The organism is Geodermatophilus sp. URMC 64, from assembly GCF_053502555.1.
The window spans coordinates 637,155-652,295 of sequence record NZ_CP199955.1 but is presented as its reverse complement, the minus strand read 5'-3'; the positions used below and the strand labels follow the sequence as shown (position 1 = coordinate 652,295).

Sequence of the window (15,141 nt, the reverse complement as noted above, 5' to 3'; positions counted from 1 at the left end):
TCGGGCCAACCCACCGTGGGTTGGCCCGAAAAACCGCGGCTACGCGGCCTTCTCGAGGGCCCGGCGGGTGAGCAGGCGGGCGAGGTGGCGGCGGTACTCGGCGTCGGCGTGCATGTCCGACGACGGCTCGAGGCCCTGGTCGGCCAGCGCGGCGGCGTCGGCGATCGACGCGCCCCCCGCCAGCGCCTCCTCGGTCGCGGTCGCCCGGACGACGGAGCCGGCCATGTTGGCCAGCGCCACGCGCCCGTCCACCGCGGCGGCGGCCACGATCGGCCAGTCGTTCTCCCGCCGGGTGAACTTCTCGTATCCCCAGCCGGCCGCCCCGGTGCGCGGCACCCGCAGCTCGACGATCACCTCGTCGGGCTCCAGGGCGGTCTCGAAGAAGCCCAGCCAGAACTCGGTGACCGGGATCGACCGGCGTCCGCCGGGTCCCTGGACGACGACGGTTCCGCCCAGCGCGAGCAGCGCCGTGGGCAGGTCGGACGCCGGGTCGCTGTGCGCGACCGTGCCACCGAGCGTGCCGCGGTGGCGGACCTGCGGGTCACCGACCCGGGCGGCGACGTGCGGCAGCAGCGGCACCTCGGCCCGGGCGACGTCGGAGCGCTCGAGCTCGTAGTGCCGGGTGCCCGCGCCGATCGCGACCTCGTCGCCGTCGACCCGGACGTAGGACAGGTCCGGGATCGCGCTGATGTCGACCAGGACGGCGGGCATCGCCAGCCGCAGCTTCATGAGCGGCAGCAGCGAGTGGCCGCCGGCGATCAGCTTGGCGTCGTCCCCGTGCTCGCCGAGCGCGGCGATCGCCTCCTCGACCGAGCCCGCCCGGACGTACTCGAACGGCCCCGGGATCATGCCGTCACCTCCGAGGTGGGCACCTGACCGGCGGCGGGGCCGGCCTTTGCGGCGGCCCGCACCGCCCGCACGATGTTGTGGTAGCCGGTGCACCGGCAGAGGTTGCCCTCCAGGCCCTCGCGGACCTCGCGGTCGCTCGGGTCCGGGTTGTCGGCCAGCACGCCGATCGCGGCCATGACCATGCCCGGGGTGCAGAAGCCGCACTGCAGACCGTGCTCCTCGCGGAACGCCTGCTGCATCGGGTGCAGCTCGCCGTCCGGCCCGGCCAGCCCCTCCAGGGTCGTCACCTGCGCGCCCTCGGCCTGCGCGGCCAGGACGGTGCACGACTTCACCGACAGCCCGTCCACGATCACCGTGCAGGCGCCGCACGAGGTGGTGTCGCAGCCGATGTTCGTGGCCTTGAGCCCGCAGACCTCGCGCAGGTAGTGGGCGAGCAGCAGCCGGGGCTCCACGTCGTCCGTGCGCTGCCGGCCGTTGACCGTCATGGACACCTGCATCAGTTGCTGCCTCCCTGCTGGGCGTGCTCTGTCTGCTGGGCTTCGTTGATGGCCCGCCACACCCGCATGGGCGTGCACGGCATGTCGATGTGCCGGACGCCGAGGTACGAGACGGCGTCGATGACGGAGTTCTGCACCGCCGGGGTGGCGCCGATCGTCCCGGCCTCCCCGATCCCCTTGGCGCCGAGCGGGTTCATCGGTGTCGGCGTGGCCATGTCCACCAGCTCGAAGCTCGGCAGCTCGGTCGCCGAGACGAACGGGTAGTCGGCCAGCGTCGAGGTCTGCGGGTTGCCGTCGGCGTCGTAGAGGACCTCCTCGAGCAGCGCCTGCGCCACGCCCTGCGCGATCCCGCCGTGCCGCTGCCCCTCGGCCAGCAGCGGGTTGACGATCGTGCCGGCGTCGTCGACGGTCACCACCCGCACGACCTCAGCCTTGCCCGACTCGACGTCGACCTCGGTGACGACGACGTGCGCGCCGAACGGGAAGGTCGGGCCGGCGGCGGCGAACCGGGTGTCGACCCGCAGCTGCTCCTTCTCCGCGAGCTTGGCGAGGCTCACCCCGGAGCCGGGGCTGCCCTTGACCCGCAGCCCCGCCGCGCCGAGGTCGACCTCCAGGTCGGCCGGGTCGGCCTCCAGGACCTCCGCGGCGCGCTGCTTGGCCACCTCGACGAGCTCCACCGCGGCCTGGTGGACGGCGGCGCCGCCCTGCTGGAGACTGCGCGAGCCCATCGTGCCGCCGCCGCGCGGGATGCGGTCGGTGTCGCCGTGGAGAACGGTGATCTTCTCGATCGGGATGCCGGTCTGCTCGCTGGCGAGCATCGCCCAGGCGGTGGCGTGCCCCTGTCCGTGCGGCGAGGTGCCGGTCAGCACGGTGGCCGTCCCGTCGGGGTGCACCTCGAGGGACGCCGACTCGGCCGCCCCCAGACCGGTGTCCGCGCCGGTGATCTCGACGTACACCGACATGCCGATGCCCAGCTGCCGGGCGTCGCCGCGCTCGCGGCGCCGGGCCTGCTCGGCCCGCAGTTCCGCGTAGCCGGCCGCCTCCAGCGCCTTGTCCAGCGCGGCGACGTACTCCCCGCTGTCGTAGGTGGCGCCGGTCGGGGTGGTGTGCGGCTCGTGGAACGGCGGCAGCAGGTTCTTGCGGCGGACGTCGGCCGGGTCCATGCCGATCTCGGCGGCGAACAGGTCGATCGCCCGCTCGGCCGCGGCGGTGGCCTCGGGGCGGCCCGCCCCGCGGTAGGCGCCGATCGACGTCGTGTTGGTGGCCAGGACGCGGGCCTGCGCGTGCACCTTCGGGAAGCCGTACACGGCCGAGGCCATGAGCATCGTGAGCGTGGGCAGGACGATGCCGATCCGCGGGTAGGCGCCGGCGTCCTGGTCCACGACGAGGCTGTAGGCGTGCACCGTGCCGTCCCGGCTGCCGCCGATGGTCACGATCTGGTCCTGGCCGCGGCCGTGCAGCATGCCCACCAGGTTCTCCGACCGGTTCTCCGTCCAGCGCACCGGCCGGCCGATCTGCCGGGCGAGCCAGGCGACGAAGGCGTACTCGGGGTCGGCGCCGATCTTGGCGCCGAAGCCGCCGCCGACGTCGGGGGTGACCAGGCGCACGTCCGCCGGGTCCAGGCCGAGCCAGCCGGCGATCTCGCCCTTGGCCTGCTGCGCGCCCTGGTTGGTGCACCAGATCGTCACCCGGCCGTCCTCGCCCCACGCCGCCGCGGTTGCGCGGGTCTCGAGCGGGACGGGGGCCACCCGCTGGTTGACCACCCGCTGGGTGACGACGACCTCGCAGTCGGCGAAGAAGTTGGCCGGCGCGGCCTCGCCGAAGGTCGCCATCACGTTCGTGCCGGCCTCGGGGAACAGGAGCACGTCCCCCTTGGCGGCGTCGGCCATCGTGACGACCGCGGGGAGGGGGTCGATGTCGACGGCGACCATCTCGGCGGCGTCCTCGCCCTGGTAGCGCTCCTCGGTGAGCACCACGGCGATGATGTCGCCCACGAACCGGACGGTGTCCTTCGCCAGCCAGGGCCGGGTCATGGCCGGGGGGACCATCGGCAGACCGGCGGGGATCGGGTCCAGGTCGAGGTCGTCGGCGGTGTAGACGGCGACGACACCGGGCGCCTCTCGGGCGGCGGAGGCGTCGACCGACAGGATGCGCCCGTGGGCGACCTGCGACCGGACGAACGTCGCGTAGACGGCCCCGGTGAGCCGCTCGTCGACCAGGTCGTCGGTGTAGGTCGCGCCGCGGGTGAGGAACAGCGGATCCTCGGTGCGGACCACGCGAGTGCCCAGGATGCTCATGCGGCTCCTTCGTCTCAGGCGGGTGCTCTCGGGCACTCTGTCAGACAGACGTGAGCCTGCCCACATATGGGTCCTCCCAGGCGGAAGGCCCGGTGTGGTGGAGTGGGGGCCGATGAACCAGCTCCGCACGGCGCGGTCACGGGCGGCGACCGCGGCGCTCCTGCTGGCGATCGTCGCCGTGGCGCTCAACCAGCGGCCCGCCGTGGTCGCGATCGCCCCCGTGCTCGGCGACCTGCGGGCCGACACCGGGCTGTCCGCCGCCATGGCCGGCCTGCTCACCACGGTGCCGGTGCTCTGCTTCGGCGCGTTCGCGCCGCTCGCCCCGCGGCTGGCGCGGCGGATCGGCCTGGAGACGGCGGTCGCGCTGTCCCTGCTGCTCCTCGCGGCCGGCATCGCACTGCGGCTGCTCCCGCCGGTCGCCCTGCTCTACGCCGGCAGCCTCATCGCCGGGGCCGCCATCGCGGTCGCCAACGTGCTGCTGCCGGCGTACGTCAAGCGCGAGTTCCTGCGGCCCGGCGCGGTGATGGGCCTGTACTCGGCGGCCCTGAACGTCGGCGCGGGCGCGGGCGCGGCGGCCACGGTGCCGCTGGCCGCGGCGCTCGGCCTCGACTGGCGCGCCGGGCTCGGGCTGTGGCTGGTCCTCGCCCTCGCCGCGCTGGCGCTCTGGCTGCCGGTGGCCGGCACCGGCCGCGGCCGCCGCGCGGCACCGCCGGTGGTGAGCTCGGGTTCCTGGTCGCTGCTGCGCCAGCCGCTGGCCCGCCAGGTCACGGCGTACCTGGGGCTGCAGAGCGTGCAGTTCTACGCGGTCTCCGCCTGGCTGCCGACGCTGCTCGCCGACAGCGGGGTGCCCGTCCGCGAGGGCGGCCTGCTGCTCGGGGTGGCCAACGTGATCGGCGCGGCCGGGGCGCTGGTCGCACCCGCGCAGGCCGGCCGGATGCGCACCCAGCGGCCGCTCGTCCTCGCCGTCGCCGTGGCCTACGCCGTCGGGCTGGGCGGCCTGCTCGTCGCGGCCGACTCCTGGACGCTGCTGTGGGTCTGCGCGTTCGGCATCGCCCAGGGCTCCGGGTTCGCCCTCGCGCTCACGCTGATCGTGCTGCGCAGCCCCACCCCGCTGACCGCGGCCCGGCTCGGCGGGGTCGCGCAGTGCCTGGGCTACCTGCTCGCCGCCGGCGGGCCACCGGTGCTCGGCGGGCTGCACGACCTCACCGGCGGCTGGGCCTGGCCGCTGGCGCTGCTCCTGGCCGCGCTCGTGCCGATGCTCTGGGCGGGCTGGGGCGCCGCGCGCGACGCCGTCCTCAGCACCGACGAGCGGACCGCCGAGCCCGCCGCGGCGCGTTAGCGCAGCCGCACCGGCAGGTGCTCGAAGCCGCGCAGCGTCTGCAGGTCGCGGCGGACCGGCCGGCCGTCGACGCGCAGGCCCGGGAACCGGTCGGTGAGCGCCCGCAGCCCGACGACGCCCTCCAGCCGGGCCAGCCCCGCGCCGAGGCAGTAGTGGATGCCACCGGAGAACGCCAGGTGGTCGCGGGCGTTGGCGCGGGTGACGTCGAAGCGGGCGGGGTCGGTGAACACGTCGGGGTCGCGGTTGGCGGCGCCGAGCAGCACGGTGATCCGGCCGCCGGCCCGCAGCCGGCGCCCGCCCAGCTCGACGTCCGCGCGCACGTTCCGCCCGGTGATCTGCACCGGGCTGTCGTGGCGGAGCACCTCCTCGACAGCATTCGCCCAGCCCTCGGGCGCCGCGCGCAGGGCGTCCCACTGGTCCCGGTGGGCGTCGAGCAGCACGATCGCGTTGCCGAGCAGGTTCACCGTGGTCTCGAACCCGGCGCCGAGCAGCAGCATCACGGTGGCGTGCAGCTCCCGCTCGCTGAGCGCCTCCTCCCCCGGCAGCCCCACCAGGCGGCTGACCAGGTCGTCCCCCGGGTCGCGGCGCAGCCGCTCGAAGTGGCCGCGCAGGAACGCGTGCATGGCGCGCAGCGCCTTCTCCGCGGCGACGTAGCGGCGGAACGGCAGGCCGGGGTCGAGGGTCGCCGCGGCGGCCGCGCCCCAGCGCAGGAAGTCCTCCCGCCGGTCGGTCGGGACGCCGAGCAGCTCGGCGATGACCAGCACGGGGAGCTGCGCGGCGTAGGCGTCGACGAGGTCGACCGGCCCGCCGTCGGCCGCGGTGCGGGCCTCGAGGGCGTCGAGCAGCGTGTCCGCCGTCCGCCGGATCATCGGCTCGAAGGCCGCGGTCGCGCGCGGGGTGAAGGCGCGGCTGACCAGCCGCCGGTAGCGCGTGTGGTCGGGCGGGTCGACGACGAGCATGGACGGCGGCTCGGCCACACCGGTGGCGTCGAGGTCGTCGCCGTACTCCAGCGCCCAGCGGATCGCCCGGGGCGCCGCCGACCGGTCCCAGCCCACGCCGAACGACTCGGAGCGGAGCACCTCCTGCGTCAGGGCGTGGGAGGTCGTGGTCAGCCCGAGGCTGCCGGGGGTCAGCGGCCCAGCGGCGCGCAGCTGCTCGTACAGCCCGTAGGGGTCCTCGCGCACCGCCGGGTCCCGGAGCAGCCGGCCGACCAGGTCACCGCGCCGCGCGGCCCGGGACAGGTAGACGGCGGGCAGGCCGTGGCGCACCGCCCAGCGGGCCACCGTGCGCGAGTCGGTCCGGGCGGTCCGTGGGACGACGGCATCGGCCGTCGGGGTCGCGGCGACGGGGGCGCGGGTCACCGCCGCAGTCTGGCAGGAATCACCGACGGCGCCGCCGCCGCGGACGGCGCCGTCCGCGCACTACTCCGTCGGGGCGGGGGCGCTGCCGGGATCGCCGTTCCAGTCCTTGCCCGCCTTGTCGGCGTTCTCCGGCAGGTCGCTGGCGGTCTGCTCGGCCACCTTCTGGACCATCTCCTCGTCGGACAGGCCCTCACCGGCGGCCTGGGTCCGGCTGCTGGGCTCGCTCATCTCGCGGTCTCCTTCGATCCGGCGGACATCGTCACCAGGCTGCGTCCCCGGCCGCGGGGGCCGGCAAACCAGCGACCCTCAGGTGCCGCGCAACGGCCGTTCCACTTTGGTAGTGTGCAATCGAATTGACAGCAAGACCGGGAGCCGCCGTGATGCACCGTCCCCCGGAACCCGACGCCGCGACGAGTGCGCTCGCCGACCTGGTGACCTCGATCGACGACTGCATCGAGCGCCTCTCGGCCGCCCGCGTCCGCGCGGAGGAACTGCTCGAGGCGCGCGGCGAGGGCACCAGCTGGCTGGAGCTCGTCACCTCGGAGACCCGGCCCCTGGTGGTCGAGTCGATCAGCACCGTCCTGGCCACGCTGGCGCGGGCCGGGAGCACGTTCCGCCGCGAGCAGGCGTACTCCCTGCAGGCGGAGCACGTGAGCATCAACCGGATCGCCGCGCTGTTCGGCGTCACCCGTCAGCGGATCTCCGCCCTCCTGCGCGAACGCGCCCAGGCCGACGAGCCCGCAGCGGTGGCCGACTGAGTTCCACCGGAGGCGCCGCGGCTCGGCGCAACCGGGGCTTGCTCCACCGATTGGGGGTCCAATGGACCCCCTCCCCACGGCTGACCATCCCCCCGATCGAGGGTGACTGTTCCCGCATGCCCCGCTCACCCGAGCGGCGGACCTCCGACGCGGAGACGATCATGCCCAGAACCGCAGTTCCGGCCAGCTGCGGATCATGGCCTGGCAGAACGAGGACGCCGACGCCAACCGGCAGGGCCTGACCATCAGCGAGTTCGGTGAGATCGACGGTCCGGGCATGGGCGGCTGCCCGGCCGGCGCCACCGGCCAGGGCCCCAAGTCCCCGACCGGCGTCACCGCCGCGCAGGACGGCACGAACATCGCCGTCACGTGGACCCCCGCCGAGCAGAACCCCGGCACCTCGCCCGTCCTCGGCTACTCGGTCCGCGCGGTCTCCAAGGCCACGACCGACGGTGCCCAGTCCGAGTTCGGCCGGCGGATCTTCGACCCGGCGGCGGCGTCCGCCTCGCTGCCCGGCACGCTCGACGGCAACCGCATCGAGGTGCGGACGATCACCGAAGCCGGTGAGTCGTGGCCGCCGGCGCTCGACGGCGCAGCGGCCGGTGGCGGCTCGTCCGACACCACCGCGCCCTCCGTCACCGCGGCGCCGGCCGGCACCAATTTCACCGGCCCCGCACAGATCACGCTGAGCAGTGACTCCGCCGACGCGCAGATCTACTACACGCTCGACGGCTCCAGCCCGCTGGAGGGCCCGGACGGCATCAACCCGGCCGCGACCCTGTACGAGGCCCCGTTCACGGTCGAGAAGCCGGCCACCGGTAGCTCGGTCACGCTGAAGTACGTCGCGATCGACGCTGCGAACAACACGTCGCAGGTGAAGACCGAGACGTACACGCTCACGGCGACGCCGGTGAGCGGGGCCACCCCGCTGCCCGCCGTGGTGACGGCCAACCCCGGCCCGAACGCGACCAGCGCCACGCTGACCCTGGTCAACGGCGTGACCTACGACGTGACCATCCTCGCCACCAACGCGGTCGGTGACGGCCCGGCCTCGGCGGCCAAGCAGGTGACCCCGGCTGCGCCGGCCGCTGACACCGTGCGGGCGACGTCGGCCTCCTGGAAGAGCAACGACTTCCGGGTCCGCGGCACCGGGTCGGTCGACGGGAGCACCGTGACCGTGTGGCGGGTCGACGCGCAGGGGAACCGGACCACCCAGATCGGCACCCTGACGGCGACCGTGACCATCGGAGCCTTCGACTGGCGGCTCCGGACGGGTGTCCCCACCACCAACCCCGGCCGCGTCGTCGTGGTCTCCAGCGGCGGCGGGGTGAGCGCCCCGATCACCGTCGCGAACGGGTGACGGACCGGGTGCACCCTCCGGGGTGAGCCCACCGCACCACCACAACGGAACGGACCGAGGGCCCGTCACCAGCCAGGTGACGGGCCCTCGGCCCGTGGTCAGGGGACCAGCGCGTCGATCGCCTTGTACACGCGCTGCTCGGAGATCGGCCGCGGGGTGCCGATGCCCTGCGCGAACAGCCCCACGCGCAGCTCCTCGATCATCCAGCGGATGCGGGTGACCGGGTCGTCCGGCGCCCCCGTCGCCGGCACCCGCGCCCGCAGCTGCTCGTACTCCTCGGTCACCGCGGAGACCTGCTCCATCCAGACCGCGTCACGGGCGGCGTTGGCCGGCAGCTTCTCCAGCCGGTGGGCCATCGCCCGCAGGTAGCGGACGACGTCGGGCAGCCGGCGCAGCCCCGTCTCGGTGACGAACCGCCGGTGCAGCAGGCCGCCCATCTGCCGGCGCAGGTCGGCGATCGCCGTCTCGGGTACCCGTCGGCCGGGGGCCGCGCCGAGCGCGACCGCGACCTCTCGGGCCTGGGTCAGGACGGCCTCCACCCGGCGGACGCCCTCGGTGGTCAGCGGCGGCAGCTCGGCCCGCGCCCGCTCGACCAGCGCGGCGAACGCGGCCTCGTCCCGCGGCGGCCCGCCGGCGGCGGCGATCAGCTCGCCGGCGGCCGCGTCGACGACATCGTCCACCAGGGCCGGGATCTCGCCGTCGGGGTTGAACTGCAGGGCCAGCCGGGTGCGCGGCGAGAGGCTCTTGACCACCTGCCGGGCGGGGGAACCGGCGGCCAGCACGAGCAGCCGGCGTGCCCCGGCCCAGGTCAGCCGGCTCGCCTCCGCCTCGGTGGCGACCACGCGGACGCCGACCGTCGTCCCCTCGTCGACCAGCGCCGGGTACGCCGTCACCACGTGGGCGCCGCGGCGCACCTCGACCGTGCGCGGCAGGCTGCCGAGCTCCCACGAGGTCAGGCCGGTGCGCTCGAGGTCCGAGGCCGCCCGGGCCAGGCCGGCGCGGGCCTGAGGAGCGACCTCCGCCTTGAGCGCGGCGAGGTCCTTGCCCGTGGCCAGGGGGCGCTGCGCGTCGTCGAGCACCCGGAAGGTGGCCCGCAGGTGGTCGGGCACCTGCGCCGGCTGCCAGGCGTCCGGCGGGATCGGCACGCCGACGGCCCGCTGGAGCTCCCGCTCCAGCGCCGGCAGCAGGGGCTCACCGGGATCGATGTGCGGCAGCACCTCGCGCACGCGGTCCGGGATGGGCACCAGGGTGCGGCGCAGCTGCTTGGGCAGCGTCCGCAGCAGCGCGGTGACCAGCTCCTCGCGCAGGCCGGGCACGGTGAACGCCAGGGACTCACCCGAGGTCCGCTCGGCCACGGTGTCCAGCACGCCGAGCGGTACGTCGACGGTGACGCCGTCCTGGGGCGTGCCCGGCGCGAACGCGTAGGACAGCGGCAGGGTGAGGCCCTGCGTGAGCGCCACCTGGTCGGGGAAGTCCTCGACGCGCACCTGCCCGGCAGCCGCGGCGTTGGTGAGCATCTCGGGGGTGAAGGTGAGCAGGTCGGGGGTCTGCCGGCGGGCGGTCTTCCACCAGCGGTCGAAGTGCCGGGTGGAGACGACGTCGGCCGGGACGCGGGCGTCGTAGAGCTCGAACAGCGTCTCCTCGTCGACGCGGATGTCGCGCCGGCGGGCGCGCTCCTCGAGCTCGGCCACCCGCTCGGTCGCCCGCTGGTTCTCGGCCCAGAACCGGTGGTGCGTCGTCCACTCGCCCTGGACCAGCGCGTGCCGGATGAACAGCTCGCGGGAGACGACCGGGTCGATCGAGCCGTACTGCACCCGGCGCCCGACGACGAGCGGGATGCCGTAGAGGGTCACGCGCTCGCTGGCGACGACGGAGCCGCGTTTGGCGTCCCAGCGCGGCTCGGAGTACTGCCGCTTGACCAGGTGCGCGCCCACCCGCTCCACGACGTCGGGGTCCACGCGGGCCACGGTGCGGGCGAAGAGCCGGCTGGTCTCCACGAGCTCCGCGGCGACCACCCACCGCGGCGGCTTCTTCGCCAGCGGCGTCCCCGGCGCGAGGACGAACCGCGTGTTGCGGGCGCCCAGGTACTCCCGGCTCGGCCTCCGGGAAGGGCCGTTGTGGCCACTTTGGCCCTTGGGGGGTTCGGCCTGGACGCCGACGTGGGAGAGCAGGCCGGCGAGCAGGGCCGCGGTGACGCCGCGCTCGTCGGGTTCAGTCGCGAGCTCGCCCGTCGCCATCCCGAGCCGGCGGGCGGTGCCGCGCAGCTGCCCGTGCAGGTCCTGCCACTCGCGGATGCGCAGGTAGTGCAGGAACTCCCGCTTGACCGTCCGGCGGAACTGGTTGCCGGACAGCGCCTCCTGCCGCTCGGCCAGGTAGCGCCACAGGTTGAGCAGCGCGAGGAAGTCGGAGTGCTCGTCGGCGAAGCGGGCGTGCGCCTCGTCGGCGGCCTGCTGGTGCTCGGACGGGCGCTCGCGCGGGTCCTGGATGGTCAGGCCGGCCGCGATGACCAGGACCTCCTCCAGCACCCCGCGCCGGTCGGCCTCGACCACCATCCGCGCCAGCCGCGGGTCCAGCGGCAGCGCGGCCAGCGAGCGCCCGACGTCGGTGAGGCTCGGGTGGGCGGGGTGGCCGGCAAAGTCCAGCGCGCCGAGCTCCTCCAGCAGGGCCAGGCCGTCGGCGACCGCGCGGCGGTCCGGCGGGTCGACGAACGGGAACTCGAGGACGTCGCCCAGGTCCAGCGCGGCCATCTGCAGCAGGACCGAGGCGAGGTTGGTGCGCAGGATCTCCGGGTCGGTGTACTCGGGCCGGGAGAGGAAGTCCTCCTCGGTGTAGAGCCGGATCGCGACGCCGTCGGACGTGCGCCCGCAGCGGCCGGCCCGCTGGCGCGCCGACGCCTGGCTGACCGGCTCGATCGGCAGCCGCTGCACCTTGGTGCGATGGCTGTACCGGGAGATGCGCGCCGTCCCGGGGTCGACGACGTAGCGGATGCCGGGCACGGTCAGCGAGGTCTCGGCGACGTTGGTGGCCAGCACGATCCGCCGGCCGGTGTGCGCGGCGAAGACCTTGTGCTGGTCGGCGGCCGACAGCCGCGAGTACAGCGGGACGATCTCGGTGTTCGGGAGTCCGCGTTCCTCCAGCGCGTCCTGGGTGTCGCGGATCTCCCGCTCGCCGGCCAGGAACACCAGGACGTCGCCGGACCCCTCGGCCACCAGCTCGTCGACGGCGTCGAGGATCGCGCTGACCTGGTCGCGGTCGGGATCGGCGGCCGGGTCGCCCTCCGGGGCGTCCGGGTCGACGACCGGCCGGTAGCGCACCTCGACCGGGTAGGTCCGGCCGCTGACCTCCACGATCGGCGCGTCGCCGAAGTGCTTCGCCACGCGCTCGACGTCGATGGTCGCCGAGGTGATGACCAGCTTCAGGTCCGGCCGCCTCGGCAGCAGCTGGGCGAGGTAGCCCAGCAGGAAGTCGATGTTGAGGCTCCGCTCGTGCGCCTCGTCGAGGATGATCGTGTCGTACTGGCGCAGCAGCCGGTCGCGGGTGATCTCGGCGAGCAGGACGCCGTCGGTCATCAGCTTGACCACCGTCGTGTCGCTGACGTGGTCGGTGAAGCGCATCTTGAAGCCGACGGCCTCGCCGAGCGGGCTGTCCAGCTCCTCGGCGATCCGCTCGGCGACGCTGCGGGCGGCGATCCGGCGCGGCTGGGTGTGCCCGATCCGCCCCCGCACGCCGCGGCCGAGCTCGAGGGCGATCTTCGGCAGCTGGGTGGTCTTGCCCGAGCCGGTCTCACCGGCGACGACGACCACCTGGTTGTCGCGCAGGGCGGCGGCGATGTCGTCGCGGCGGGCGCTCACCGGCAGCTCGCCGGGATAGGTCACCACGGGGACGGCGGCCCGCCGGCGGGCGATCCGCTCCTCGGCGGCGGCCACGTCCGCGGCGATCCGCTCGCGCTGGCGCGCCCGGGCCTCCGCGTCACGGGTGCGCCGCAGCCCGTCCAGCCGGCGGCGCAGCCGGTGCTCGTCCTCGATGGTCAGACCGGTCAGCCGGGCCCGGAGGTCGTCGGGGCCGGCGCCGCTGCGCGCGGGGGCGTCGTCGGGGGCGCTCACGGCGCAGCCTCCTTCGTCCTGGGGGTCGGCGGACCTGCGGATACCGGCGCGCGACGTGGGGTACCCCGATCCGAGGATCCCACCGCCGACGGCCTGCGCCGCCGTCGGCCAGGTCACAGCTTCTTGCACGGCGCAACTGATTGCGTGTACGGAGCAACAGGTTGTACCTTGCACATGTTTCCCAGCCCCCTGTCTGGAGCCTTCTGTGACCACCTCGCCCGTCCCGCCGGTCGGCGCCGGCCACCGGCTCGACCACCTGCGGGCGCTCTCCGAGCAGTTGCCCCGCTTCGGGCGGCTGGTGCACGCGCTCAAGGCACAGCAGGCCGCCGACGGCCGTGACCGCGCCGCGCTGGTCCTGCTCTTCCCGCTCGTCCGGCTCGGGCCCCTGCGGCAGAGCGCGCTGGCCGAACTGATGCACGCCGACCCGTCCACCGTCAGCCGGCACGTGACCTCCCTGGTGGAGCGTGGCCTCGTGACCCGCGTCGCCGATGAGACCGACGGGCGGGCCAGCCGGCTGGTGGTCACCGACGCCGGGCGCGCGGAGCTCGAGCAGTTCCGCCGCGAGCGGGAGGCCCACCTCGAGCGGGCCACCGCCGGGTGGAGCGAGGACGAGCTCGCCACGCTCACGGCGCTCTTCACCCGCCTGCTCGACGACCTCACCGCCGGGCTCCCCGGCTATCCCTGCGGCCCGGGCAGCGACGCCCCCTCCGCCACGACCGACGTTCCCGCCCCGAGAGAGAAGCGATGAGCCAGACCTCCACCCGCACCAGCGCGGCCGACCGCAGGGGCGCCCGCGCGGCGGCCGCAGCGCCGGATGCCAGCGGCGTCTTCACCCACCGGCAGATCCTGACGATCCTGTCGGGCCTGATGCTCGGCATGTTCCTGGCCGCGCTCGACCAGACGGTCGTCTCGACCGCGATCCGCACGATCGCCGACGACCTGCAGGGCTATGACCTGCAGGCCTGGGCGACGACGGCGTTCCTGATCACCTCGACGATCGCCACGCCGCTCTACGGCAAGTTGTCCGACATGTACGGCCGGCGCGGGTTCTACCTGTTCGCCATCGCCGTCTTCGTGGTGGGCTCGGCCCTCTGCGGCATGGCGTGGAACATGTACTCGCTGGCCGCCTTCCGCGCCTTCCAGGGCATCGGCGCCGGCGGCCTCATGTCGCTCGCCCTGGCGATCATCGCCGACATCGTCCCGCCGCGGGAGCGCTCGAAGTACCAGGGCTACTTCATGGCGGTCTGGGGCACCTCCAGCGTGCTCGGCCCGGTCATCGGCGGCTTCCTCGCCGGCCAGGCCTCGATCCTCGGCCTCGACGGGTGGCGGTGGATCTTCTGGATCAACGTGCCCCTCGGCTTCGCCGCCTTCGCCGTCGTCATGCGGGTGCTGCACCTGCCGCACACCCGCCGCGACCACCGCATCGACTGGCCCGGGGCCCTCGCCCTGGTCGTCGCGCTGGTCCCGCTGCTGATCGTGGCCGAGCAGGGCCGCACGTGGGGCTGGGACTCCGGCAAGGCCGTGCTCTGCTACGTCGTCGGCGTCGTCGGCCTGATCGCCTTCATCCTGGCCGAGCGGGCCTACAAGGACGAGGCGATCCTGCCGCTGCGGATGTTCGCCAACCGGACGTTCTCGGTCAGCAGCGTCGCGAGCATCGTGCTCGGTGCCGGCATGTTCGGCGGCATCCTGCTGCTCCCCCAGTACCTCCAGGTCGTGCACGGGTCCAGCCCGACCGTCGCCGGCCTGCAGATGCTGCCGCTGGTGCTGGGCATCATGACCGGCGCGATGACCTCCGGTCAGACGATCGCGCGGACCGGCAAGTACAAGCTGTTCCCCCTGGTCGGCGTCGTGTTCATCGTCGTCGCCCTGGCGGCGCTGTCCTTCGTCGTCGAGGCCGACACGTCCGTGTGGACGCTCGTGCCGTTCATGCTGCTGCTGGGCCTCGGCCTGGGCTTCAACATGCAGCCCGTGATCCTGGCCGTGCAGAACGCGGTGTCGCCGCGGGAGATCGGCGTCGCCACCTCGTCGGTGACGTTCTTCCGGCAGATGGGCGGCACGATCGGCACCGCCGTCTTCCTGTCGATCATGTTCACCCGGCTCGGTACCGAGATCCCGAAGCAGATCCTCCAGGCGGCTCAGGCCAACCCGGAGGCCGCGCAGCAGGCGCAGGCCCTGCAGCAGGCCGGGGCGGACAGCGTTCTGGCCGACACGACCGGCATCAATGCCTTCCCGGCGCTGGTCACGCCGTTCCGGGTCGGCTTCTCGAACACCCTCGATCTGGTGTTCCTGGTCGCCGCGGCCGTCGTCGCCGTCGGCTTCTTCGTCCTGCTGTTCCTGCCGCAGGTGCCGCTGCGGAACATGTCCGGCATCCAGGCCCAGCAGGCGGCCGCCGGCGAGGGCCCCGAGCCGGACGCCGTCCCACCCGCCGTCGACCGCACTCCGCAGGAGGAGACCGCGCACGCCGCCGGCGCCGCCGCGCCGACGTCGACGGCACCGCCGGCCGGCAAGCCCAGAGGGTAAGGACCGCCACCTCACCAGAGGGCCCCTTCCCGCACCCGCGGTGAGGGGCCCTCGTGG

The 15,141-nt window shown here is 74.4% G+C and carries 11 protein-coding genes; 5 read left to right on the top strand and 6 right to left on the bottom strand.

What is annotated here, in order from left to right:
• Window positions 1–39 precede the first annotated feature (39 nt).
• From ACWIYF_RS03205 to ACWIYF_RS03195, 3 genes are read right to left on the bottom strand one after another with little or no spacing between them, the layout of a single operon-like run.
• Window positions 40–849, bottom strand: a complete 810-nt coding sequence (locus ACWIYF_RS03205) for an FAD binding domain-containing protein (protein ID WP_448626672.1) — start codon at window positions 847–849, stop codon at window positions 40–42.
• On the bottom strand, window positions 846–1,346 hold the full coding sequence (locus tag ACWIYF_RS03200; protein ID WP_448626671.1) for a (2Fe-2S)-binding protein: 501 nt from the start codon (window positions 1,344–1,346) through the stop codon (window positions 846–848). Before ACWIYF_RS03200 ends, ACWIYF_RS03205 begins: the two co-directional genes overlap by 4 nt.
• Window positions 1,346–3,643 carry a xanthine dehydrogenase family protein molybdopterin-binding subunit gene (locus ACWIYF_RS03195; protein ID WP_448626670.1) on the bottom strand — a complete coding sequence of 766 codons (2,298 nt, stop codon included), beginning with the start codon at window positions 3,641–3,643 and terminating at the stop codon, window positions 1,346–1,348. The genes ACWIYF_RS03200 and ACWIYF_RS03195 overlap by 1 nt, the downstream gene beginning before the upstream one ends.
• A 112-nt stretch (window positions 3,644–3,755) precedes the next feature.
• Here ACWIYF_RS03195 and ACWIYF_RS03190 point away from each other — a divergent pair, with 112 nt between their 5' ends.
• Complete coding sequence (locus tag ACWIYF_RS03190) at window positions 3,756–4,982, top strand: MFS transporter (protein ID WP_448626669.1); 1,227 nt, start codon at window positions 3,756–3,758, stop codon at window positions 4,980–4,982.
• Here the strand turns inward: ACWIYF_RS03190 and ACWIYF_RS03185 are convergent.
• Window positions 4,979–6,343, bottom strand: a complete 1,365-nt coding sequence (locus ACWIYF_RS03185; protein WP_448626668.1) for a cytochrome P450 — start codon at window positions 6,341–6,343, stop codon at window positions 4,979–4,981. The two genes, ACWIYF_RS03190 and ACWIYF_RS03185, sit on opposite strands and share 4 nt — an antisense overlap.
• 60 nt (window positions 6,344–6,403) lie before the next feature.
• Entirely contained in the window at window positions 6,404–6,571 is a 168-nt protein-coding gene (locus ACWIYF_RS03180) for a hypothetical protein (RefSeq protein WP_448626667.1), read from the bottom strand.
• 152 nt (window positions 6,572–6,723) lie between these two features.
• Between ACWIYF_RS03180 and ACWIYF_RS03175 the strand changes: the two genes are divergently transcribed.
• Both ACWIYF_RS03175 and ACWIYF_RS03170 read left to right on the top strand, forming a co-directional pair.
• Window positions 6,724–7,101: a hypothetical protein gene (locus ACWIYF_RS03175; RefSeq protein ID WP_448626666.1), complete on the top strand. Its 378-nt coding sequence runs from the start codon at window positions 6,724–6,726 to the stop codon at window positions 7,099–7,101.
• Between the two features lie 196 nt (window positions 7,102–7,297).
• Window positions 7,298–8,461 carry an FN3 associated domain-containing protein gene (locus ACWIYF_RS03170; RefSeq protein WP_448626665.1) on the top strand — a complete coding sequence of 388 codons (1,164 nt, stop codon included), beginning with the start codon at window positions 7,298–7,300 and terminating at the stop codon, window positions 8,459–8,461.
• Between the two features lie 98 nt (window positions 8,462–8,559).
• Here the strand turns inward: ACWIYF_RS03170 and hrpA are convergent, their stop codons facing one another.
• Window positions 8,560–12,564, bottom strand: a complete 4,005-nt coding sequence (hrpA, locus tag ACWIYF_RS03165; RefSeq protein WP_448626664.1) for an ATP-dependent RNA helicase HrpA — start codon at window positions 12,562–12,564, stop codon at window positions 8,560–8,562.
• A gap of 205 nt (window positions 12,565–12,769) precedes the next feature.
• On the opposite strand from hrpA, the gene ACWIYF_RS03160 reads away from it, so the two are divergent.
• Both ACWIYF_RS03160 and ACWIYF_RS03155 read left to right on the top strand, forming a co-directional pair.
• A complete protein-coding gene (locus ACWIYF_RS03160; protein ID WP_448626663.1) occupies window positions 12,770–13,312 on the top strand; it encodes a MarR family winged helix-turn-helix transcriptional regulator in 543 nt (180 codons plus the stop codon).
• Window positions 13,309–15,084, top strand: coding sequence for an MDR family MFS transporter (locus ACWIYF_RS03155; protein ID WP_448626662.1), 1,776 nt, complete (start codon window positions 13,309–13,311; stop codon window positions 15,082–15,084). Before ACWIYF_RS03160 ends, ACWIYF_RS03155 begins: the two co-directional genes overlap by 4 nt.
• Window positions 15,085–15,141 lie beyond the last annotated feature (57 nt).